This window comes from Flavobacterium hibernum, from assembly GCF_000832125.1.
GTDB lineage: Bacteria > Bacteroidota > Bacteroidia > Flavobacteriales > Flavobacteriaceae > Flavobacterium > Flavobacterium hibernum.
In genome coordinates, this window is record NZ_JPRK01000002.1 from 384,728 (window position 1) to 405,362 (window position 20,635).

Genomic DNA, 20,635 nt, shown 5'->3' on the forward strand with positions numbered 1-20,635 from the left:
AAAATTATTTGTCTTAAACTGATAATTGTCATCTTAAATGATGTACTACAATTATAAATGACCAATTGAATTTGTCATTTAATGGAAATAAAAACTAAAAAAATGTTCGTAATTTGTAAACTATTTAAGTATTAATAATGAGTATAAAATTTAATAACATATTGGATAACAAATGGTGGCAGGAAATTGCCGTTGTTGCTTTTTCATTTACGCTTTATACGCTAAAAAATGATTGGATGTTATTTAGTTCTTTCATTTCTATTTTAATGGGGATTTTTTTCTACCTCGTTTTATATATGCATGCTCAATTCAATCGTTTTTTTTTGCTTCCAATTTTATTTAAAACCCAACGTCCTTTAACTTATGTTTTTTTAACGATTTGTGGTGTATTCCTGTTTTCGGTTATTTTATTCGAAATGACAAAACTCGACATGTTTAGTAATTGTCATTTGTATCAAAACTCGCATCAAAGAAGTTATGTGTATCAATTGGCCAGTGTTTTGGGTACTTTAGTTTGTATTTTGAGCCCTATAATTGTGTTTAAATTCTATAGAATACATAAAAGAAAAACAGACGAAACATTATTATTCAATCAAATGCAATTGAATGCACTTAAAGGACAATTGAACCCTCATTTTTTGTTCAATACCTTTAATACGCTTTATGGTATTAGCCTTGAATTTCCGGATCGAACACCAGATTTAATTATGAAAGTCTCTCAATTGATGCGTTATCAATTGGAAAGTAATAACAAACAATGTGTTTCTTTAGAAGAAGAATTAGAGTTTATAAACAGTTACGTACAGCTTGAAAAAGAGCGTGTGGCATATCGATGTGAGATTACTTACGATTACAAAATAGACAACGAAAACGCTTATAAAGTTTCGCCAATGTTGTTGATTGCTTTTATCGAAAATGCTTTTAAACACGGAACTTGCGCTATCGAAAAATGTTTTGTTCGAATAATTATTACTGTCGAAAATGGTTTGTTGCATTTGCATGTTGTAAACTCGATTCCGCAGAAAAAAACAGATGTGGTTTCGACCAAAATTGGTTTAAAAAATACGATAGAAAGATTGAATTTAATTTATGGTAAAAACTATAAATTAGATATTCAGGAGAATAAAAACACATACATTGTGGATCTGAAATTGCAACTTAAAAAGTTTGTAGAATGAGAGAACCAAAAAAATGTATAATTGTAGATGATGAGCCGGCAGCACATTATGTTTTGGCAAATTACATTAAGCAAAATCCGCAATTAGAGTTGGTTTTTCAAGGTTATAATGGTATCGAAGCCATGGATTATCTTCGTGAAAACAAAGTCGATTTGATGTTTTTAGATATCAATATGCCAGAAATTTCAGGAATGGAACTGTTAAAGATTATTCCAACTCATCCAAAAACTATTTTAACAACGGCTTATTCTGAGTATGCTCTTGAAAGTTACGATTACGGTGTGATTGATTACCTTTTAAAACCTATTTATTTCCCCCGATTTCTAAAAGCTATTGACCGCTTTTTTCTGGCAGAAAATGTAAAAAGCAAAGAGGAAGAAGTCGAAATTAATACTGTAAATGTTAAGGTCGATGGTTATTTTATTGACATAGCGTTAGATCAGCTTTTGTTTGCACAAAGTTTTGGTAATTATGTAAAGCTTCACACAACAAAAAGAATTTATTTAGCATCAATTACTACGAGTGAATTTGAAAAGTGTCTTCCTGAAAAAAACTTCGTACGTATTCATAAATCCTATATTGTGGCTTTGGATAAAATTGAAGCCGTAGAAAAGGATTTTGTGATTATTAAAAAGGAGAAATTACCAGTTGGTATTACTTATAAAAGAGAATTATCTGACCGTATAAAGAAAGAGAGCGAATAAAAAAATATTATCATTTTTTGATTTTTATAGTAGTAAATTTACTACTTTAGCTATTGGTTATTAATTTGAAAAATGATGAGATATGAAAAATGTTTTGCTTGTACTACTTTTTTTGTACAGTAGTTTTTTGATTGGTCAAAACGGAACTTCTCCTGATAAAGTGGTTACACCACCGGAAAAAGTGTCGTTTACTTTTCAAAAAGAGTATCCTGGAAAGACCGCAGTATGGGCTCTAAAATACGTTGGAGATGATGATGATGAAATTCGATACGAAGGAAAGTTCAGAACGAATGAAAAAACAGAATCATTGGCTGTTTATGATAATTTAGGAGTTTTAAAAGCTTTTGAAACACAAATTCCGCTTAACAAGCTTCCGCAGAAAGCACAGGCTTATTTAAAGAAAAATTACCCTTCAAATGCCATACGCGAAATTGCAGTAGTTGTTGATGATAAAAATAAAACAACTTATGAAGTAGGAGTACAAAAGAAAGGTCGATTTTATGATCTTGTCTTTGACCAAAATGGAGGATTTGACGTTGCAGTCGAAAAAGATTAAAAACACGCTTGCTTACTAATTCAATTATATTTGAGACAATAAACCCGACAAATTTTTATAGTTTGTCGGGTTTTGTTTTTATAATTTATAAAACGTTTCAGGTTTAATTGTGATACTAAATTACAGCATCATTCCGCCAGAAACCTCGATACGCTGCGCATTGACCCAACGAGCCTCTTCTGTACATAAAAAGGCAACTACACTGCCAATATCATCTGGTAAACCAACTCTTCCTAAAGCAGTTACTGATGCAATTTGCTGATTCATTTGCTCATTATCACGAACAACTCCACCACCAAAATCGGTTTCAATTGCGCCCGGAGCCACAACATTTGCTCTAATTTTTCTGGCACCTAATTCTTTTGCCTGATATTTTGTTAAGGTTTCAATCGCACCTTTCATCGAAGCATATGCAGCGTAACCGGGAAATGAGAATCTTGCCAAACCTGTTGATATATTTACAATTCCGCCACCGTCATTCATTACATTTAATGCTTTTTGTGTTAAGAAAAATGGACCTTTAAACTGAATATTTGTCAATTGATCAAATTCTGCTTCTGTAGTTCCAACAAAAGAATTATGAATTCCGATTCCCGCGTTGTTAACTAGGAAATCGAATTTATTGGTTTTAAAAATACTTTGTAAAACATCTGATACATTCGTGAAAAAGCCATCAAAAGTTCCTGATTCTGCTACATTTAATTGAAGTGAAGCGGCTTTTTGACCTAAGCTCTCAATTTCTTTTACAACAGCATCTGCTTCTTCTTTTTTACTGTTGTAAGTAATAATAACGTCGATTCCTTTTTTTGCAATTGCAATTGCCATATTTTTCCCTAAACCTCTGCTACCGCCTGTAACTAGAGCTATTTTTGTATTTACTGCCATTTTATAGTTGTTTATTGTTTGCTGATTATTGTGAAATGTGATAAGTAAAATGTGATAAGTAAAATGTGATAAGTAAAATGTGATAAGTAAAATGTGGAAAGTGCAATATTTTTGGTATGTTACATCTCATATTTTACATTTCACTTTTTACAAATTAGAATGTAATGCGGTAAAAGAAGCTTTTAGCTCCTGTACACTTGAATTTATTCTTGTTGTAGTTGTTCCAAAAGTTAGTTCCTCTTTCCCTTCTTTTATTTGTTCAAAAATAGATACGATAAAATCATCTACACTTGGATGTGCGTCATGCAAACCAATACCTCCAAGATCAGTATTTAATGCTGGTGGAATGATTTCGATTACTTTAATGTTTTTTGCTTTTAGGATGTGGCGAAGCGAAATGGTGAATGAACGGAAAAACGCTTTTGTAGCTGAGTATACTGGGATTTTTGCAAAAGGCGAAAGGGCTAATCCTGAAGTAACATTCATTACGGTTGTAAGCGATTTTAACTGAATAAATAGGGAAGTCAAATGTAATGGAGCTTCGGTATTTGTGGCAAGTTCAGTTTTGGCGCTTTCAAAAAAGTTTTCATCTGTAACTGAAACCCAATTTTGGATGCCTGCATTATTCACTAAAACATTCAAATCAGAATGGTTTTCTGTGATCCATTCATAAAGTGCGTTACGTTCTGCTTCAATTGCTAAGTCACATACTTTTGTAATTACTGTAGGGAACTTTGTCTTGACTTCATTTAAAACAGATTCGCGTCTGCCGCAAATAATCACAGTATTATTTTCCTGAATAAATCTTTGGGTCAGTCCAAGTCCAATACCGCTTGCACCTCCCGTTATTAGAATTTTGTTATTGGATAAATTCATCTTTTCGATCTTTAAATTGATAAGACAAAGGTAGGAGCGAAGTAGAACTGGGGAATTGTAAAATTCAAATGGATGTTTGCGAAATTCAAATCACAAGGGGTAAATCACAAAAAATAAACTGCAAATTCCAAATCTGCAATCTAAAATCAACAATCTACAATCTAAAAGCCAAAGGCGTATAAGAAGTTTGTTTTTTAAAGAAATTTGAAAAATGTGCCAATTCTTCAAAACCTAAGGAAAAAGCAATTTCAGAGATATTCCAATCCGTTTGTTTTAAAAGAATTTTAGCTTCGTTGATTAAGCGGTTGCTAATAAGCTCTGTTGTGGTTTTACCTGTATTTTCTTTTAAAACTTTATTCAAATGATTGACATGTACTGATAATCTTTCGGCAAAATCCTTTGCTGTTCTTAACTCTAATCGTTGATTTGGAGATTCGATAGGGAATTGTCTTTCTAATAATTCTGCAAATAATGACGAAACTCTGGCCGCAGAATTATGTTTAGAATAAAGCGCTGTAATAGGCTGCAATTTTTGTCCAAAATGAATTAATTCAGCAACATAATTTCGAATTAAATCGTATTTGTAAATATAATCAGAGTTGATTTCTTTTTGTATTTTGTTGAAAATCAATTCTACTTCGATTACTTCTTCATCTGTAAGCTGAAAAATAGGATACCCATCCGAAGCAAAAATGGGAAGTTCGTCTAAATCAATTCCGCTTTTATTTTTTGATAAAAATTCACTTGTAAAAACACAAAATTGCCCAGATTGATTAGTGTCTTGCGGAAGATAATTATACGGAATTTTTGGCGTTGCAAATAAAAGACCTTGTTTTTCAATTTCGATTATTTTATCGGCATATTCAGCTCTGTTTTTACCTTTAATCAAACTTATTTTATAATACGCTCGGCGATCATAAGGCATAATAGATTTTCCTTGTAGACGCTCTAAAAGCTCTTTAATATCAAAAACATTAAAGTGACCAATTTCTTTTTGAATGTCATTTGGTAATAACGAACTCGGTTCAATTGAAGAACCTTGAGTGATATCTTGATAAAATGAATCTAGAGATTTCATAAGAGTGAATTGTAAAATTCAAATATACGGAAAATAGGAAGTACTTTTTTATTGCACTCGTTTTTGTCATTTCGATCCCGAAGCGTCGGGAGAGAAATGACAAACTTTATGAAAACACTAAAAATCAAAACAAACTACCTTGAATTAATTCAGGTTGGTTATTTCCATTAAATGCAAAAGTGCCAATTACAAAAAACTGCTTTTTAATAGGGTCAAATTCTCTTAAGACAATAGAATTACATAAAAAATCAATATCTATTGATGTAAAAAGTTGTGAGGCTATTTTAAGATTTTCCGGAGTTAATCTTCTCCCTATTGAAATATGTGGATCGTTACTTTTTTTAAGATTTGAAAGTTGGAGCGCTTCCTGAGTTTTTTTTAAGATAGGTTTTAAATTCAATTTTGAATCTTCGTTTGGAGCAATAAAAAACGCGCCATTTTCATAAGCATTAAAATGGTTTAAATGGACTTGAAAAGAAGTAAATGAATCGGCAATTTTAAAGAGTCTCAGTTTAATTTTCTCTAATTCTTTTTCCATTACTTTAAATTCGCAAATTGTAATATGTGCAACAGAATTTTTACTATTAAACCAGCCAATATTTGTTGCCAATTGCTCTTTCATAGTTTTAATATGAGCAATTATATTTTCGGGCGGATAAATGGCTACAGAATAATGTTTCTCCATTTTTAGAGTTTGTTTTTTAAATGTAAACGATGGTAAATTTCAGATTGCAGTAATCCGCTTCCTCCGCCAAAATGTTCTATAACTTCTACTTCGGGCTGATTTTTTATGCAAAATTGGGTAAACTCTTTTTCAACATGATCTTCGATTCCCGAACTCAATAAAACAAAATCTAAGTTGTTTTTTAGAAAATATTCCTGAGCCAGTGTTTCATGATTAAAACCTATTGCATTCCAATTTTCGTTTGCATTTACTAATCTAAGCAAGATTTCCAGAATAGCTTCGTTCTTTCCAAGTATTAAAAACTCTAATTTTTTCATAATTTTTCGATTTACTAAACAAATTTACTAGATTCTAATTTGTCTTAACTTAATGTAGGACAAGAAATTGAAGAATCTAAAGTTTAATTAATTCTTAAGTTTTTGTTACAATGTGGAAAACCGTAAGTTTTTTTTAATCATTGCTTGTAGCTTTGTCCTATAGATATCTGGAAAATATGATGTTTTTACCTTTTTAAACACATATAGATTTCTATTGTAACTGTTTTTGGAGAAACATTTTTACAATGAAAATTTGACATATTCATTTGATTGTGGATACAGCTTTGTATAAATTTGCAAGCATACAAAAGAGTCTAATTTTTAGTGGGTTTTTAGATTAAGTTATTTGTTTAACTGAATCTAAAAACCCTTTTTTTATTTTAATAGTTATGGTTTTTAAGCCATTCTTCGCAATCTCTAGTCCAGAATTTACTCGTGTCTTTTACACCTAAACCAAATCCGTGTCCACCTTTCTCATATATATGTAATTCAGCAGGAACATTATTTTTTTTAAGAGCTAAATAGTAATTAATGCTATTTTCAGGTAAAACTGTTTTATCGTCTGTGGCATGAATTAGAAAGGTTGGTGGAGTTTGTGAGGTAACTTTTTTCTCGTTTGAGAAAGAGTCAATTAATGCTTGAGATGCATTATCACCTAATAAACTAATTTGCGATCCTTTGTGGGTAATGTCGTTTTGCATTGAGATTACAGGATATATTAAAAGTGAAAAATCTGGACGAGCACTTATTTTTGAAGTCGACTCGTAAACTTTTTCGTCATAATGTGTTGCCAAGGTTGAAGCTAAATGTCCACCGGCAGAGAATCCTATTATTCCAATTTTGTTTGCATCGATATTATATTTTGCGGCATTTTGTCGTACATAACGCATTGCTTCTTGCGCATCTTGTAAAGGGCCAACGTTTTTGTTTTTCATTATTTTATCGTTGGGTAATCTGTATTTTACAACAAATGCTGCAATTCCTAAACTATTAAGCCATTGTGCTACTTTAGTTCCTTCTTTGTCAATAGCTAAATGCTGGTATCCTCCGCCTGGAAAAATTAGAACTGCGGTTTGATTGGGTTTGTTTTCTTTTGGTAAAAAAATACTTAAAGTTGGAACTGTAACCAAACTTGTGCTTTGCACTTTTCCGTCCATGATCGATTCATTTTCTTTATAATCTGGAGCTTTAATTTCGTCTGGAATTGTTTTCCATAATTGAATAATCTGATTTTGAGCCATCATTTGAGTTGTAATTCCTATAAATAAAGTAAAAAACAGGGCTGTTTTTTTTAGATAATTAGTTTTTAGAGTCTTCAAGGTAAGATGAATTAGGTGAATGTAAAATTATTTGCTGATTTCAAAAATAGAGCTTTTTCTTGGTCAATTTCAGACAAGTTGCAAGTGTAACAAGTTATTTTTATTACAAAAGGCACTTGACTTACAATAATTGTTTAAAAGTGAAAGTTTTTTGGACAATTTTGACATCTAAAATGGGTGATTTTTTCCCGTTGGCATTTAACAAATATATTGTTTAATATGTAATTTTGTGTTCTTTTTTTTAATCTATATGTTTATTTAATGGATTAAAATAATTTTTTATATAATTTATTTGGAATATAAAGATTTAAAACTATATTTGTGCAATCGATTACATTATTTTGTTTTACAGCATTTAATTCATTGATTCTTTTGTTTTTGGATTAAAGTTAGAAGGCGGAATAAATTACCCAAAAAATATAAATTTTTATAATTAACCATTACCATGAATCAAACAGATGCAGTTGCTATGAGCCAAACCAAAAAAACTACAGGAAGCTATCGTTGGAGTATATGTGCGTTACTATTTTTTGCAACAACAATTAATTACCTAGATAGACAAGTACTTTCGTTAACCTGGAGTGATTTTATTGCGCCTGAATTTCATTGGACAAATAATGATTACGGAAATATAACGGCTTTATTCTCTATTTTTTATGCAGTTTCGTTATTGTTTGCTGGTCGTTTTGTGGATTGGTTAGATACTAAAAAAGGATTTCTTTGGGCAATTGGAATTTGGTCTCTTGGGGCTTGTTTACATGCTTTTTGTGGTATTGCAACTGCCGGAATTATTACTGGAGACTGGTTTGTAGGTTTTGAAGGTGCGAGAGAAGCGATTCATCTTGTAAAAGATACAGGACTTGTTATTAATGTAAGTGTTACATTGTTCATTTTTGCTCGTTTTGTTTTGGCAGTTGGAGAAGCAGGAAATTTCCCTGCGGCTATTAAAACCACAGCTGAATATTTTCCTAAAAAAGACAGAGCATTTTCTACTAGTATTTTTAATGCAGGTGCTACTGTAGGGGCGTTGGCCGCTCCTATATCGATTCCGTTTATTGCAAAATCTTTTGGATGGGAAATGGCATTTATTATTATTGGAGCCTTAGGTTTTGTTTGGATGGGATTCTGGATTTTTATGTATGATAAACCGGAAAAACACCCAAAAGTTAGCGCGGCAGAATTAGAATATATTCAACAAGATGATATTGCTGATAGTAAACTAGCAGGTTATGTGCCTGAAACAAGTACTAAAGTTTCGTTTGCGGATTGTTTTAAATACAAACAAACTTGGGCATTTGCTTTTGGTAAATTTATGACTGATGGAGTTTGGTGGTTCTTTTTGTTTTGGACACCAGCTTATTTGAAGTCTGTTTACGGAATGGAAGCTACAGATGCAGCATTGCCATTGTTCGTTTTATATATGATTACTTTACTTTCAATAATTGGAGGTTGGTTGCCAACTTATTTTGTAGAGAAAAAAGGTATGAATCCATACGAAGGAAGAATGAGAGCGATGTTGATTTTTGCATTTTTTCCACTATTAGCCTTATTAGCACAGCCTTTAGGATATATTAGTTATTGGGTTCCTATTATAGTTATTGGAATTGCAGGAGCAGCACACCAATCATGGTCGGCAAATATTTTTACTACAGTTGGAGATATGTTTCCTAAAAAAGCAATTGCAACTGTTACCGGAATTGGAGGATTAGCCGGAGGTTTAGGTTCTACATTAATCAACAAAGGATCGGGGCTTTTATTCGATTACACTCATAAAACATTTACAACTATAGATGGTTTACCATTTTTAGAAAAATTCCCTCAATTCACGACACAACCTATTCCTGAGACGTTTTTCAAAGAATTAGAAAAAACAGGAGTTGTTGTTTATGACGGAATTAATACTGGATATATGATTATTTTCTCTATTTGTGCAGTTTGCTATTTAATAGGATGGGCAGTAATGAAAACGTTAGTGCCAAAATATAGTCCAATTACTAATCTATAATAATTTATGTAATCAAGCACTAACTAACCAACCTTAAACCAACCAAAATCATGAATCAAGCTAATGCAGCAATCGGTAAATACCGCTGGACTATATGTAGTTTAGTATTTTTTGCAACTACTGTAAATTATCTGGATAGAAATGTAATAAGTTACCTAAGACCTTTTTTGGCAGAAGCTTTTCATTGGACACCAGAACAAGAGGTAATAGATTATTCGAATATTGAGTTGGCTTTTAAGATTGCGTATGCAATGGGTATGTTGGTCGCGGGCGGAATTATAGATAAATTAGGAACAAAACTTGGCTATGCAATTGCAACTGGTTTATGGAGTTTGGCTGCAATAGGACATGCTTTTGCAACCGGAACGGGAGGTTTTTTAATTGCACGCGTGTTTTTAGGAATTACTGAAGCTGGAAATTTTCCTGCTGCAATAAAAGCAACAGCAGAGTGGTTTCCTCAAAAGGAAAGAGCGTTGGCAACGGGAATCTTCAATTCGGGGAGTAATATAGGTGCTATTATTGTACCGTTGTCTGTGCCTTTTATAGCAGAGAATTATGGTTGGCAGTGGGCCTTTATTTTAACCGGAATTGTTGGTTTTGTTTGGTTGGGATTATGGTTTCTTTTTTATGAAGTACCGCAAAAACAAAAACGTTTATCTCAGGCTGAGTTAGAATATATTACATCAGATCAGGTTGAGATTGTTGAAGTTGAAGATACAGGAAAAGTTTCTTGGTTAAAGTTGCTTTCGTTTCGTCAGACTTGGGCTTTTGCAATTGGAAAATTATTGACAGATCCTGTTTGGTGGTTTTATTTATTCTGGTTACCAGATTTTTTAATGAAGCAATACAAGCTTACAGCAACCGAGATTATTTGGCCTTGTGCATTAGTATATGTTATTGGAAGTGTTGGAAGTATAGGTGGAGGTTGGTTGCCGTTAAGACTAATTAATATTGGCTGGCCTGCTTACAAAGCCAGAAAAACAAGTATGCTTCTTTATGCATTTGCTGTTTTGCCAGTTTTGTTTTCGCAATATTTAGGTTCAATAAATATGTGGTGGGCAGTTTTAGTTATTGGTTGTGCGGTTTCGGCACATCAAGCTTGGAGTGCTAATGTTTTTACAACAGTTTCAGATATGTTCCCTAAAAAAGCAACTGCTTCTGTAACAGGAATAGGAGGGATGTTTGGAGCACTTGGAGGTATTTTACTGACTTTAGTTGTTCAGAAAAACATGTTCGTTTACTATACTAAATTGGGTAAAATAGAAATAGGATATTTTATAATGTTTTGCATTTGTGGAGCATCTTATTTAGTGGCGTGGTTTATAATGCATCTTTTGGTACCACGTATGAAAAAAGTAGAATTATAGTTTATAAAAAGTATAAATAAAAATAAATTTTGGTTTCAATTATGGTTTTTAAAGATAAAAATCTAATTTTGTGCAATCGATTACATTAAATTAAAATTATGACAAAATATAGCTCAAGATACGCGTCAAGTCCAGAAGCAGTAAAAAAATATGATACACAACAATTAAGAGAAGAATTCTTAATTGACAACTTAATGCAAGAAGACGAAATTGTATTAACGTATTCTCATTACGATCGATATATTGCTGGTTCTGCAGTTCCTGTAAAAGGAGATTTGACTTTAGAAAGCATTGATCCGCTTAAAGCACCTTATTTCTTAGAAAGAAGAGAAATTGGAATTATCAATGTTGGAGGAAGTGGTTCTATAGTTGTTGAAGGAAAAACTTTTGAACTTGGGTTTAAAGATGCTCTTTACATTGGAAGCGGAAATAAAGAGGTAATCTTTAAAAGTAATGACAGTACAAATCCAGCTAAATATTACATTAATTCTGCTCCGGCTCATACAAGTTATCCAACGGTAAAAGTAAGCTTGGCAGAAGCTAATAAATTAGAATTGGGTACAATGGAAACGGCTAATCACCGTACAGTAAATCAAATGATTATTGGTAGCGTTGTTACAACTTGCCAATTGCAAATGGGAATGACGGAATTAAGACCGGGAAGTGTTTGGAATACTATGCCAGCACACGTACACGATCGTAGAATGGAAGTATATTTCTATTTAGATATTCCGGAAAATCAAGCAGTTTGCCATTTTATGGGACAACCGCAAGAAACAAGACATATTTGGATGAACAATCATCAGGCAGTTATTTCTCCGCCATGGTCTATTCACTCAGGTTCAGGAACTAGTAACTATACTTTTATTTGGGGAATGGCTGGTGAGAATTTAGATTACGGAGATATGGATGTTTGTAAAATCACTGAATTAAGATAAATAATTATGGCACACTCATTATTTGATATAAACGGAAAAGTAGCCTTGATTACAGGAAGTACGCACGGACTGGGAATGGCGATGGCAAAAGGATTAGGGGAGGCTGGAGCAACAATTGTTGTAAACGGAAACTCTTCTCAACAAAAAATTGATGATGCTGTAAAGGAACTTCAAAGTCAGGGGATAAATGCAGTTGGATATAAGTTTAATGTGACTGATGAGCAAGAAGTTATTGAGGCTGTTCAGAAAATTCAAAGTGAGGTTGGGCCAATTGATATCTTAATTAACAACGCAGGAATCATCAAAAGAATTCCGTTACTGGATATGGATGTGGCTGATTTTAAAGAAGTCATTGATATTGATTTAGTAAGTCCTTTTATCGTTTCAAAGCATGTTGCTAGAGGAATGATTGAAAGAAGACAAGGGAAAATAATCAACATTTGTTCGATGATGAGCGAATTGGGTCGTAGTACAGTTGGCGCTTATGCTGCTGCAAAAGGCGGTTTAAAAATGCTGACTAAAAACATGGCTACAGAATGGGCAAAATATAATGTTCAAATCAACGGAATTGGACCTGGCTATTTTGCTACAGAACAAACAAAACCTATTAGAGTCGACGGACATCCTTTTAATGATTTTATCATTAGCAGGACTCCAGCCGCAAAATGGGGAGACGCTGGTGATTTAGCAGGAGCAGCTATATTTTTATCATCAAAAGCAAGTGATTTTGTCAATGGACATATTTTATACGTAGACGGTGGAATACTGGCTACAATTGGTAAACCATCAAACGAATAATTATTTCAATTATATTAAAAAGACATGAGCGCAAATCAAACATTTATAAACGATAATTTTCTTCTTGAAAATAAATTTGCTGAAGAGTTATATCATAATTACTCAAAAAATCAGCCTATCATAGATTACCACAATCATTTGAATCCTCAGTTTATTGCTGAAGATAAAATTTTTGACAATATAACTCAAGTTTGGATAAACGGAGATCACTACAAATGGCGTGCAATGCGTACTTTGGGGATCAACGAACAATTTGTAACAGGAAACGGATCTGATAAAGATAAATTTCTAAACTGGGCAAAAACAGTTCCATATACAATGCGTAATCCTTTGTATCACTGGACGCATTTAGAATTAGCACGTTATTTTGATATTTACGATTTGTTGAATGAAAAATCAGCAGAGAAAATTTATATCGAAACAACGGAGAAAATTAATTCTCAAGCATACAGTACACAAAACTTACTTAAAAAAGTAAATGCTGAATTAGTTTGTACTACCGAAGATCCAATTGATAGTTTAGAGTTTCATCAGAAACTTGCAAAAAATCCTATTGGAACTAAAATGAGTACGGCTTTCAGACCTGATAAAGCTATCTTAATTTCTAATGATGGTTATAATGCATATCTGGACACATTAGGGGATGTGTCCGGAGTTGCAATTAACACGTATGCGGATTTATGCAGCGCGTTAAGAAACCGAATTGAATTTTTTAATCAAAACGGTTGTAAATTAAGTGATCATGGTTTAGATCAAATTTATTTTGAAGAATTTACAGAATCAGAAGTTGCTTCAATTTTTAAAAAGAAAAGAGAAAACAGAATTATTTCTCCTGAAGAAGGTTTAAAATTCCAAAGTGCCATATTGCAATTCTTATCAGAAACCTATCATGAATTTGGTTGGGTACAACAATTTCACTTAGGAGCTTTAAGAAATAATAATGCTCGTATGCATAGAATTTTAGGTCCTGATACTGGTTGGGATTCTATTGGAGATTATCCTCAGGCACAAAAATTATCAAGCTTTTTAAATGCTTTAGATAGTAAAGATAAATTGACTAAAACAATCATTTATAACTTAAATCCAGCCGACAATGAAGTAATGGCAACCATGATTGGAAACTTCAATGATGGAAGCGTTCGCGGAAAAGTACAGTTTGGATCTGGTTGGTGGTTTTTAGATCAAAAAGATGGAATGACAAAACAATTAAACGCCCTTTCAAACATGGGATTAATTAGTTGTTTCGTAGGAATGTTGACGGATTCAAGAAGTTTCTTGTCTTTCCCAAGACACGAATATTTCAGACGTATTTTATGTAATCTTCTTGGAGATGAAATCAAACGTGGTGAACTTCCTAATGATATGGAATGGATTGGAAAATTAGTTTCTGATATTTCATACAACAACGCAAAAGAGTATTTTAAATTTTAGTTTAAAAATAAAGATAAAAGATTTTTACCATTAAGATATTAAGGTAATTAAGTTGAAATGGTAAAAAGAACAGTAAGCTTAACTTTTCTTAATCTCTTAATGGTGGAAAAGAAAATTTTACTGGTAAATACAATTTAATAATATGAGTAAAGTAGTTGCATTTGGCGAAATTATGTTGCGCCTTTCTACAGAGAGACATTTGCGTTTTTCGCAATCTACAGCATTTGGTGCTACGTACGGAGGTGGAGAGTTTAACGTATGTGTTTCTTTAGCAAATTACGGCGTGAATGCTGAATTTGTTACAAGATTACCTGAAAATGAAATTGGTTTTTCTGCATTAAGAGAAATCCGAAAAATGAATGTAGAATCTAAGAACATAGTTTACGGAGGCGAACGTTTAGGGATTTATTTTTTAGAAACCGGTGCGGGAACACGTGGGAGTAATGTAGTGTATGATCGTGCACATAGCTCGATGGCAACTATTGAAAAAGGTATTGTTGATTGGGAAAAAGTATTAGAAGGTGCAAGTTGGTTTCATTGGAGCGGAATTACTCCAGCGATTTCTCAAAGTGCCGCCGAAGCTTGTTTAGAGGCAATTAAAGTTGCTCATAAACTTGGAATTACAATTTCGTGCGATTTAAATTATCGATCAAAATTGTGGCAATATGGTAAAACGCCAAGCGATGTTATGCCGGAAATGTTGAAGTATAGCAATGTTATTTTAGGAGATATTGATACAGCTTATTTTATGTTAGGAATTCCAAAAGTAAATCCTAATTATCAAGATGAGAAATCGCTTCCGGTTTTGTATAGTAAGTTGTTTGATTTGATTCCGAATTTAAAAACTGTTGCGACTACTTTGCGTTATTCTGTAAGTGCATCACACCAAAGAATTGGAGGTATTTTGTTTGATGGAAAAGCAATTTATCAAGCTGCAGTAAAAGAAGTTACACCTGTTGTAGACAGAGTAGGGAGTGGAGATGCTTTTATGGGCGGATTGATTTACGGATTACAACAATATCAAAATAATAATCAAAGAGCTTTAGACTTTGCAGTTGCAGCTTGTTGTTTAAAACATACAATTGCTGGAGATTATAATTTAGTTACTTTAAAAGAAGTTGAAAATATGATTGATGGTGATGGTTCAGCATTAGTATCAAGATAATTAAAATAAAATGGCAAAATATTCAAGAATAGAGGTGGCTTTACAAATGAGAGAGAACGGAATGGTTCCGTTGTTTTTTCATTCAGATTTAGAAATCAGTAAGAAAGTATTGAAAGCATGTTATGACGGTGGAGCCCGATTAATGGAATTTACAAGCAGAGGCGATTTCGCTCATGAAGTTTTTGGTGCTTTAAACAAGTATGCTTTGGCAGAATTACCGGGAATGATGTTGGGTGTAGGTTCGATTACAGATGCTGCGGCAGCGTCGTTATATATGAGTTTAGGAGCTAATTTTATTGTAACTCCTGTTTTTAGAGAAGACATTGCCATCGCTTGTAACAGACGTAAAGTATTGTGGTCACCAGGTTGCGGAACGCTTACAGAAATTGCAAGAGCTGAAGAATTAGGTTGCGAAATTGTAAAATTATTTCCAGCTGATATTTATGGGCCAGAGTTTATTAAAGCGATCAAAGGACCGTGTCCGTGGACAAATATAATGCCAACCGGAGGTGTTTATCCAACGGTAGAAAGTTTGACTTCGTGGCTTAACGCAGGAGCAACTTGTGTTGGAATAGGATCGCAATTAATTTCAAAAGAGATACTGGATAATAAGGATTTTGACGGATTAAAAACAAAAGTAAGTCAAGTACTTGATATCATTAAAAATATTAAAAATAAATAAGGAGTAATCATGCCAATTCCTTATTTACATGCGTTTTTTTTAGATTTTAGAGATTGTAATTGAGCATTACGCTTGAAAAATAAATTTTGTCATTCCTCACAGCAAAATTTATTTTACTCACTCGAGTGTAATGTTTCTTTTACAGTTTAAAAAAAAGCTAATAACAGAATAAGGTATTTAATGTGATTATTTAGAACACTTTAAAGAAATTTTAAAATGAAAAAATTAAATAGAATAAATACAGGATTAGAAAAGTTACAGCCAATTAAGGTAGTTCAGTTTGGAGAAGGTAATTTTTTAAGAGCTTTTGTTGATTACGCTTTTCATAAACTAAATAAAGAAGTTGATTTTAATGCGGGTATTGCAATAGTTCAACCTTTGAAAGACGGTATGGTAAACCTTATTAATGAGCAGGACGGTCTTTATACCTTGTTTATGAACGGAATTAAAAAAGGCGAAAAGATACAAGATATTGAGTTGATTACTAATATTGTAAAAACGATAAACCCATATACTGAATTTGCAAATTATTTGGCTTTAGCCAAAGAAGAAGAACTTCAGTTTATTGTTTCTAATACCACTGAAGCTGGAATTGAATTCATTGAAAGTGATACTCCGGACATGCAGCCGCCAGTGTCATTTCCTGCAAAGTTGACTGTTTTATTATATGAAAGATTTAAACATTTTAATGGAGATGCTTCTAAAGGAGTAACAATCATTCCTTGTGAATTGATTGATTATAACTCAGAGACGCTGAAAAAATATATTTTGCAATATTGCGATACATGGAAATTGGAAGATGCATTTAAAACTTGGGTATCAGATGCTTGTACATATCACAGTACTTTGGTTGACAGAATTGTTCCTGGATATCCAAGAGCTGAAATTGAAGAATACAATAATAAGTTAGATTATCAAGACAATTTAATTGTTGCTGCTGAACCTTTTTTCCTTTGGGCTATTGAAGGTGGAGATGCTTTAAAAGCAAAATTGCCTTTTCATAAAACGGATTTGAATGTAAAAATCGTTGACGATATACGTCCCTTTAAAATGATTAAAGTTCGTATTTTAAATGGTGCGCACACAGCAATGGTTCCTTTTTCACTTTTGTATGGTAACAAATTAGTAATGGAAACTGTTGACGGAGATTTTACAGGAAAATTTGTCAATAGTGTTATTGGTGAAATTAGTGAAACTCTTGATATGGATAAAAATGAAATTACGGCCTATTCTGAGGAAGTAATGGATCGATTTAAAAATCCATTTATCAAACATGCACTTGCTGATATTGCATTAAATTCTGTTTCGAAATTCAAAGTAAGAGTTTTACCTAGTTTATTAGGATATTATAAAGCTAACAAAAAATTGCCTGTTAATTTGACTTTTTCATTAGCGAGTTTAATTCGTTTCTACAAAGGAACATGGAATGGTCAAAGTTTACCGGTTAAAGATGGTGAAGATATTGTTTCGTTTTTTGATGGTTTATGGAAATCAGATGATTATGAAAAAATAGCTAGACTTACATTGCAAAACAAAAGTTTCTGGGATGAAGATTTAACTGAAATTCCGGGATTAACAAAAGCGATTACAATTGCTTTAGAAGAAATTGATTCAAACGGTGTTGAAGCCGGTTTTGCTAAGTTTCAAGAAAGAGTAAAATAAAAAGATACAAAGAACAAAGAACAAGGTTTAATTATGGCAACGCAAAAAAAATTAATAAAAGTTCACCCAACCGACAATGTTGCGGTTGCTTTGGTGAATCTTACAGCAGGCGAAGTAATTGATTTTGAAGGAGAATCAATTGCTATTGAGTCTGATGTAAAGATGAAACATAAGATTGCAATGGTTCCTTTTGATATAGGAGACAGAATCATTATGTACGGAGTTTTGGTTGGAAAAGCAAGTGCACGAATCGAAAGAGGAGGGTTACTTTCTACAGCCAACGTAAAACATGAAAGTGATAAAGTAACCGGTAAAACGGAAACTATTGGATGGACCGCTCCAAATATTGATAAATGGAAAGACAGAACTTGGCAAGGATATCATAGAGAAGACGGGCAAGTAGGAACTGAAAACGTTTGGTTGTTTTTTCCATTAGTATTTTGTGAAAACAGAAACATCGAAATCTTAAAAGATATTTTCGAAAAAGAGTTGATGAAACCTAAAGAGAACGATTATCAATTGTTATTGCGTTCTTTGGTAAAAACTGAAACTGGCGGTGCTGGAAACGAAGCGGCTTCAAACGATGCTAATTTGTTTAATAACATCGAAGTAAAATTTATTACACACCAAGGTGGTTGTGGAGGAATTCGTCAGGATTCGCATAGTTTAGCTAAGTTATTGGCTGGTTATGTAAATAATCCAAACGTTGCCGGAGCTACAGTTCTGAGTTTGGGTTGTCAAAACTTGCAAATTCAAATCTTTAAAGATGCTCTGGATGCGATAAATCCAAACAGTAAAAAGCCTGTTTTAATTTACGATCAGCAACAAATTGGAACTATCGAAACAATGCTAAGCAGTGTTGTTAAAGATACTTTCGAAGCGATTAAAAAAGCAAATGAAATTAAGAGAGAACCGGCTCCATTATCTAAATTAAGAATTGGATTGGAATGTGGTGGATCTGACGGATTTTCGGGGATTTCAGCTAATCCAACATTGGGAGTATTATCAGATCATTTAGTTGCTTTGGGAGGTACTACAATTCTTTCTGAATTTCCTGAACTATGTGGAGTAGAGCAGGAACTAGTAAATCGTTGTATAGATGATAAGGATGGAAAACGTTTCTTAGACTTAATGCAATGGTACGAAAAAACAGTTGTAGATGCAGGTTCAGGATTTGATATGAATCCTTCTCCAGGTAACATTAAAGACGGTTTGATTACAGATGCAATGAAATCGGCTGGTGCTGCTAAAAAAGGAGGAACTTCACCAATTACAGGTGTTTTCGATTATGGAGAATATATTAATGAACCAGGTTTTACATTGTTATGTACGCCAGGAAATGACGTGGAGTGTACTACTGCAATGGTTGGTTCTGGTGCAAATATGGTGTTGTTTACAACAGGTTTAGGTACTCCAACAGGAAATCCAATTGCACCGGTTGTAAAAATCTCATCAAACACACAGTTGGCTACTAAAATGTCTGATATTATCGATATCGATACTGGTGGAATTATTACAGGAGAAAAATCAATTAATGAAATGGCTGATGAAATGTTGGAATTTATTATTGATGTTGCAAGTGGAACAATCAAAACAAAAGCAGCGATCTTAAATCAAAACGATTTTATTCCTTGGAAAAGAGGAGTATCACTTTAATATTTTACCATATAAGTGATATAATTTCATTTTAGTTTAAACAATATAGTTAATAAAAAGGCAGTTCTTAAAAGGGCTGCCTTTTTGGTTTCATATCTCTCCGTAACATTTAACGTTGATCTCTAAAATCGAACTTATATAGCTTAGAAGGTATTGATTTAATAGAAAAAGGCAGTTCTTTTTAAGAACTGCCTTTTAGTTAAATGTATTATGAACGTAGAGCTAAATTGAACTTATATCACTTATATGGTGAAAAAAAAAATTAAATGGCAGCTCTCGACGAAGATTTACGAATGTGTAATTCTGGAGCAAGAACGACCTTTTTTTCAATTTTAATAGTATCAGTTTTGTCTACTTGTTCTAAGAAAACACGAGCAGACATTTTACCCATTTCAAGTGGAGATTGGTCTACGGAGGTTATAGATAATTCCATGAATTTCGTAAAAGGTTCGTTACTAAAACCTGCAACACAAAAATCATTTGGAATACTAATTTTTCTTTCTTTTAATTCTTGAATTGCGCCTAATGCGGCAAAATCACTTGACGAAAATATTGCATCTGGTGGCGTTTCTAGCTGTAATAAAGTATCTACGGCGTTTTTTCCTGCCTCAACCATACTTTTTACCGGAATAACATACTCTTCTTTAAATGTGATTCCACTATCTAGTAAAGCTTGTTTGTATCCTAGAAACCTGTTTTTGAATATTTCTAGCGATTGATCTCCAGATAAATGAGCGATATATTTGCAGCCTTCATTGATTAGGTGTTTTGTTGTTAAATATCCGCCTCTGAAGTCATTAATGGTTACTGAGCTTACACCATCAATATGTTTACTTCTATCAAAAAAGATAAGAGGGACATTTTTTTGTAATACATTCTGGAAAGCACCATCATTTTCGCCTGTAACATCTGTAACCGACATTATGATACCGTCTACTTGTGCATCTATAAGGGTATATAGATTTTCATTCTCTCTTTTGGTACTTTCGTGTGTTTGGCAAATAATTACCTGATAACCATGAGGATGTAATTCTTCTTCAATTCCTCTAATTACAGACGCAAAAAAGTTGCTATCTATACGAGGAACAATTACACCTATATTATTACTTCGACCACTTTTTAATGCCAAAGCAAGTTTATTTTGCTTGTAATTCATTGCAGCAGCGGTTTTGATAACCAACTCACGTGTGCTTTCTTTGATCTTCGGATTGTTGTTTAACGCCCTCGAAACAGTAGCAGCGGTGATATTCAATTTCTCAGCAATATCGTAAATGGTTATTTTTTCGCTCATTAATAATGATTTATTAAATTAAATTATAGACAAAAATACATT

Annotated in this window: 19 protein-coding genes; 12 read left to right on the forward strand and 7 right to left on the reverse strand. The window is 32.9% G+C overall.

The window, feature by feature from the left end; all coding sequences use genetic code 11:
• Positions 1-137 precede the first annotated feature (137 nt).
• From IW18_RS01670 to IW18_RS01680, 3 genes are all read left to right on the forward strand, one after another.
• Positions 138-1,178, forward strand: coding sequence for a sensor histidine kinase (locus tag IW18_RS01670; protein ID WP_041515821.1), 1,041 nt, complete (start codon positions 138-140; stop codon positions 1,176-1,178).
• On the forward strand, positions 1,175-1,882 hold the full coding sequence (locus tag IW18_RS01675; RefSeq protein ID WP_041515822.1) for a LytR/AlgR family response regulator transcription factor: 708 nt from the start codon (positions 1,175-1,177) through the stop codon (positions 1,880-1,882). Before IW18_RS01670 ends, IW18_RS01675 begins: the two co-directional genes overlap by 4 nt.
• Positions 1,883-1,964: 82 nt before the next feature.
• Positions 1,965-2,438, forward strand: a complete 474-nt coding sequence (locus tag IW18_RS01680; RefSeq protein WP_041515823.1) for a PepSY-like domain-containing protein — start codon at positions 1,965-1,967, stop codon at positions 2,436-2,438.
• A 120-nt stretch (positions 2,439-2,558) separates the two neighbouring features.
• On the opposite strand, the gene IW18_RS01685 is transcribed toward IW18_RS01680, so the two are convergent.
• From IW18_RS01685 to IW18_RS01710, 6 genes are all read right to left on the reverse strand, one after another.
• Positions 2,559-3,323, reverse strand: a complete 765-nt coding sequence (locus IW18_RS01685) for an SDR family oxidoreductase (RefSeq protein ID WP_041515824.1) — start codon at positions 3,321-3,323, stop codon at positions 2,559-2,561.
• 147 nt (positions 3,324-3,470) lie between these two features.
• Positions 3,471-4,199 (reverse strand): SDR family oxidoreductase, encoded by a 729-nt coding sequence (locus IW18_RS01690; RefSeq protein WP_041515825.1) that lies wholly within the window; start codon positions 4,197-4,199, stop codon positions 3,471-3,473.
• 154 nt (positions 4,200-4,353) lie between these two features.
• The gene (locus IW18_RS01695; RefSeq protein WP_041515826.1) at positions 4,354-5,277 is read right to left on the reverse strand and encodes a helix-turn-helix domain-containing protein; all 924 of its coding nucleotides are present in this window, start codon (positions 5,275-5,277) and stop codon (positions 4,354-4,356) included.
• Positions 5,278-5,401: 124 nt separating this feature from the next.
• A complete protein-coding gene (locus tag IW18_RS01700; RefSeq protein WP_041515827.1) occupies positions 5,402-5,962 on the reverse strand; it encodes a 2'-5' RNA ligase family protein in 561 nt (186 codons plus the stop codon).
• 2 nt (positions 5,963-5,964) lie between these two features.
• Entirely contained in the window at positions 5,965-6,279 is a 315-nt protein-coding gene (locus IW18_RS01705; protein ID WP_041515828.1) for a hypothetical protein, read from the reverse strand.
• Between the two features lie 380 nt (positions 6,280-6,659).
• Complete coding sequence (locus IW18_RS01710) at positions 6,660-7,598, reverse strand: alpha/beta hydrolase (RefSeq protein WP_041515829.1); 939 nt, start codon at positions 7,596-7,598, stop codon at positions 6,660-6,662.
• Positions 7,599-8,043: 445 nt separating this feature from the next.
• On the opposite strand from IW18_RS01710, the gene IW18_RS01715 reads away from it, so the two are divergent.
• The 9 genes from IW18_RS01715 (at position 8,044) to IW18_RS01755 (ending at position 19,302) form a co-directional block, all read left to right on the forward strand.
• Entirely contained in the window at positions 8,044-9,603 is a 1,560-nt protein-coding gene (locus tag IW18_RS01715; RefSeq protein WP_089081963.1) for an MFS transporter, read from the forward strand.
• A 50-nt stretch (positions 9,604-9,653) separates the two neighbouring features.
• On the forward strand, positions 9,654-10,970 hold the full coding sequence (locus tag IW18_RS01720) for an MFS transporter (RefSeq protein WP_041515830.1): 1,317 nt from the start codon (positions 9,654-9,656) through the stop codon (positions 10,968-10,970).
• Positions 10,971-11,068: 98 nt separating this feature from the next.
• Entirely contained in the window at positions 11,069-11,908 is an 840-nt protein-coding gene (gene kduI / locus IW18_RS01725; protein ID WP_084607896.1) for a 5-dehydro-4-deoxy-D-glucuronate isomerase, read from the forward strand.
• A 6-nt stretch (positions 11,909-11,914) separates the two neighbouring features.
• Positions 11,915-12,706: a gluconate 5-dehydrogenase gene (locus IW18_RS01730; protein WP_041515832.1), complete on the forward strand. Its 792-nt coding sequence runs from the start codon at positions 11,915-11,917 to the stop codon at positions 12,704-12,706.
• Positions 12,707-12,730: 24 nt separating this feature from the next.
• Positions 12,731-14,137, forward strand: coding sequence for a glucuronate isomerase (gene uxaC / locus IW18_RS01735; RefSeq protein ID WP_041515833.1), 1,407 nt, complete (start codon positions 12,731-12,733; stop codon positions 14,135-14,137).
• 142 nt (positions 14,138-14,279) lie between these two features.
• Positions 14,280-15,302, forward strand: coding sequence for a sugar kinase (locus IW18_RS01740; protein ID WP_041515834.1), 1,023 nt, complete (start codon positions 14,280-14,282; stop codon positions 15,300-15,302).
• 10 nt (positions 15,303-15,312) lie between these two features.
• On the forward strand, positions 15,313-15,984 hold the full coding sequence (locus IW18_RS01745; RefSeq protein WP_041515835.1) for a bifunctional 4-hydroxy-2-oxoglutarate aldolase/2-dehydro-3-deoxy-phosphogluconate aldolase: 672 nt from the start codon (positions 15,313-15,315) through the stop codon (positions 15,982-15,984).
• Positions 15,985-16,200: 216 nt separating this feature from the next.
• The gene (locus IW18_RS01750; RefSeq protein ID WP_041515836.1) at positions 16,201-17,646 is read left to right on the forward strand and encodes a tagaturonate reductase; all 1,446 of its coding nucleotides are present in this window, start codon (positions 16,201-16,203) and stop codon (positions 17,644-17,646) included.
• Positions 17,647-17,679: 33 nt separating this feature from the next.
• On the forward strand, positions 17,680-19,302 hold the full coding sequence (locus IW18_RS01755) for a UxaA family hydrolase (protein WP_041515837.1): 1,623 nt from the start codon (positions 17,680-17,682) through the stop codon (positions 19,300-19,302).
• Between the two features lie 262 nt (positions 19,303-19,564).
• On the opposite strand, the gene IW18_RS01760 is transcribed toward IW18_RS01755, so the two are convergent.
• Positions 19,565-20,593, reverse strand: a complete 1,029-nt coding sequence (locus tag IW18_RS01760; protein ID WP_041515838.1) for a LacI family DNA-binding transcriptional regulator — start codon at positions 20,591-20,593, stop codon at positions 19,565-19,567.
• Between the last annotated feature and the right edge of the window lie 42 nt (positions 20,594-20,635).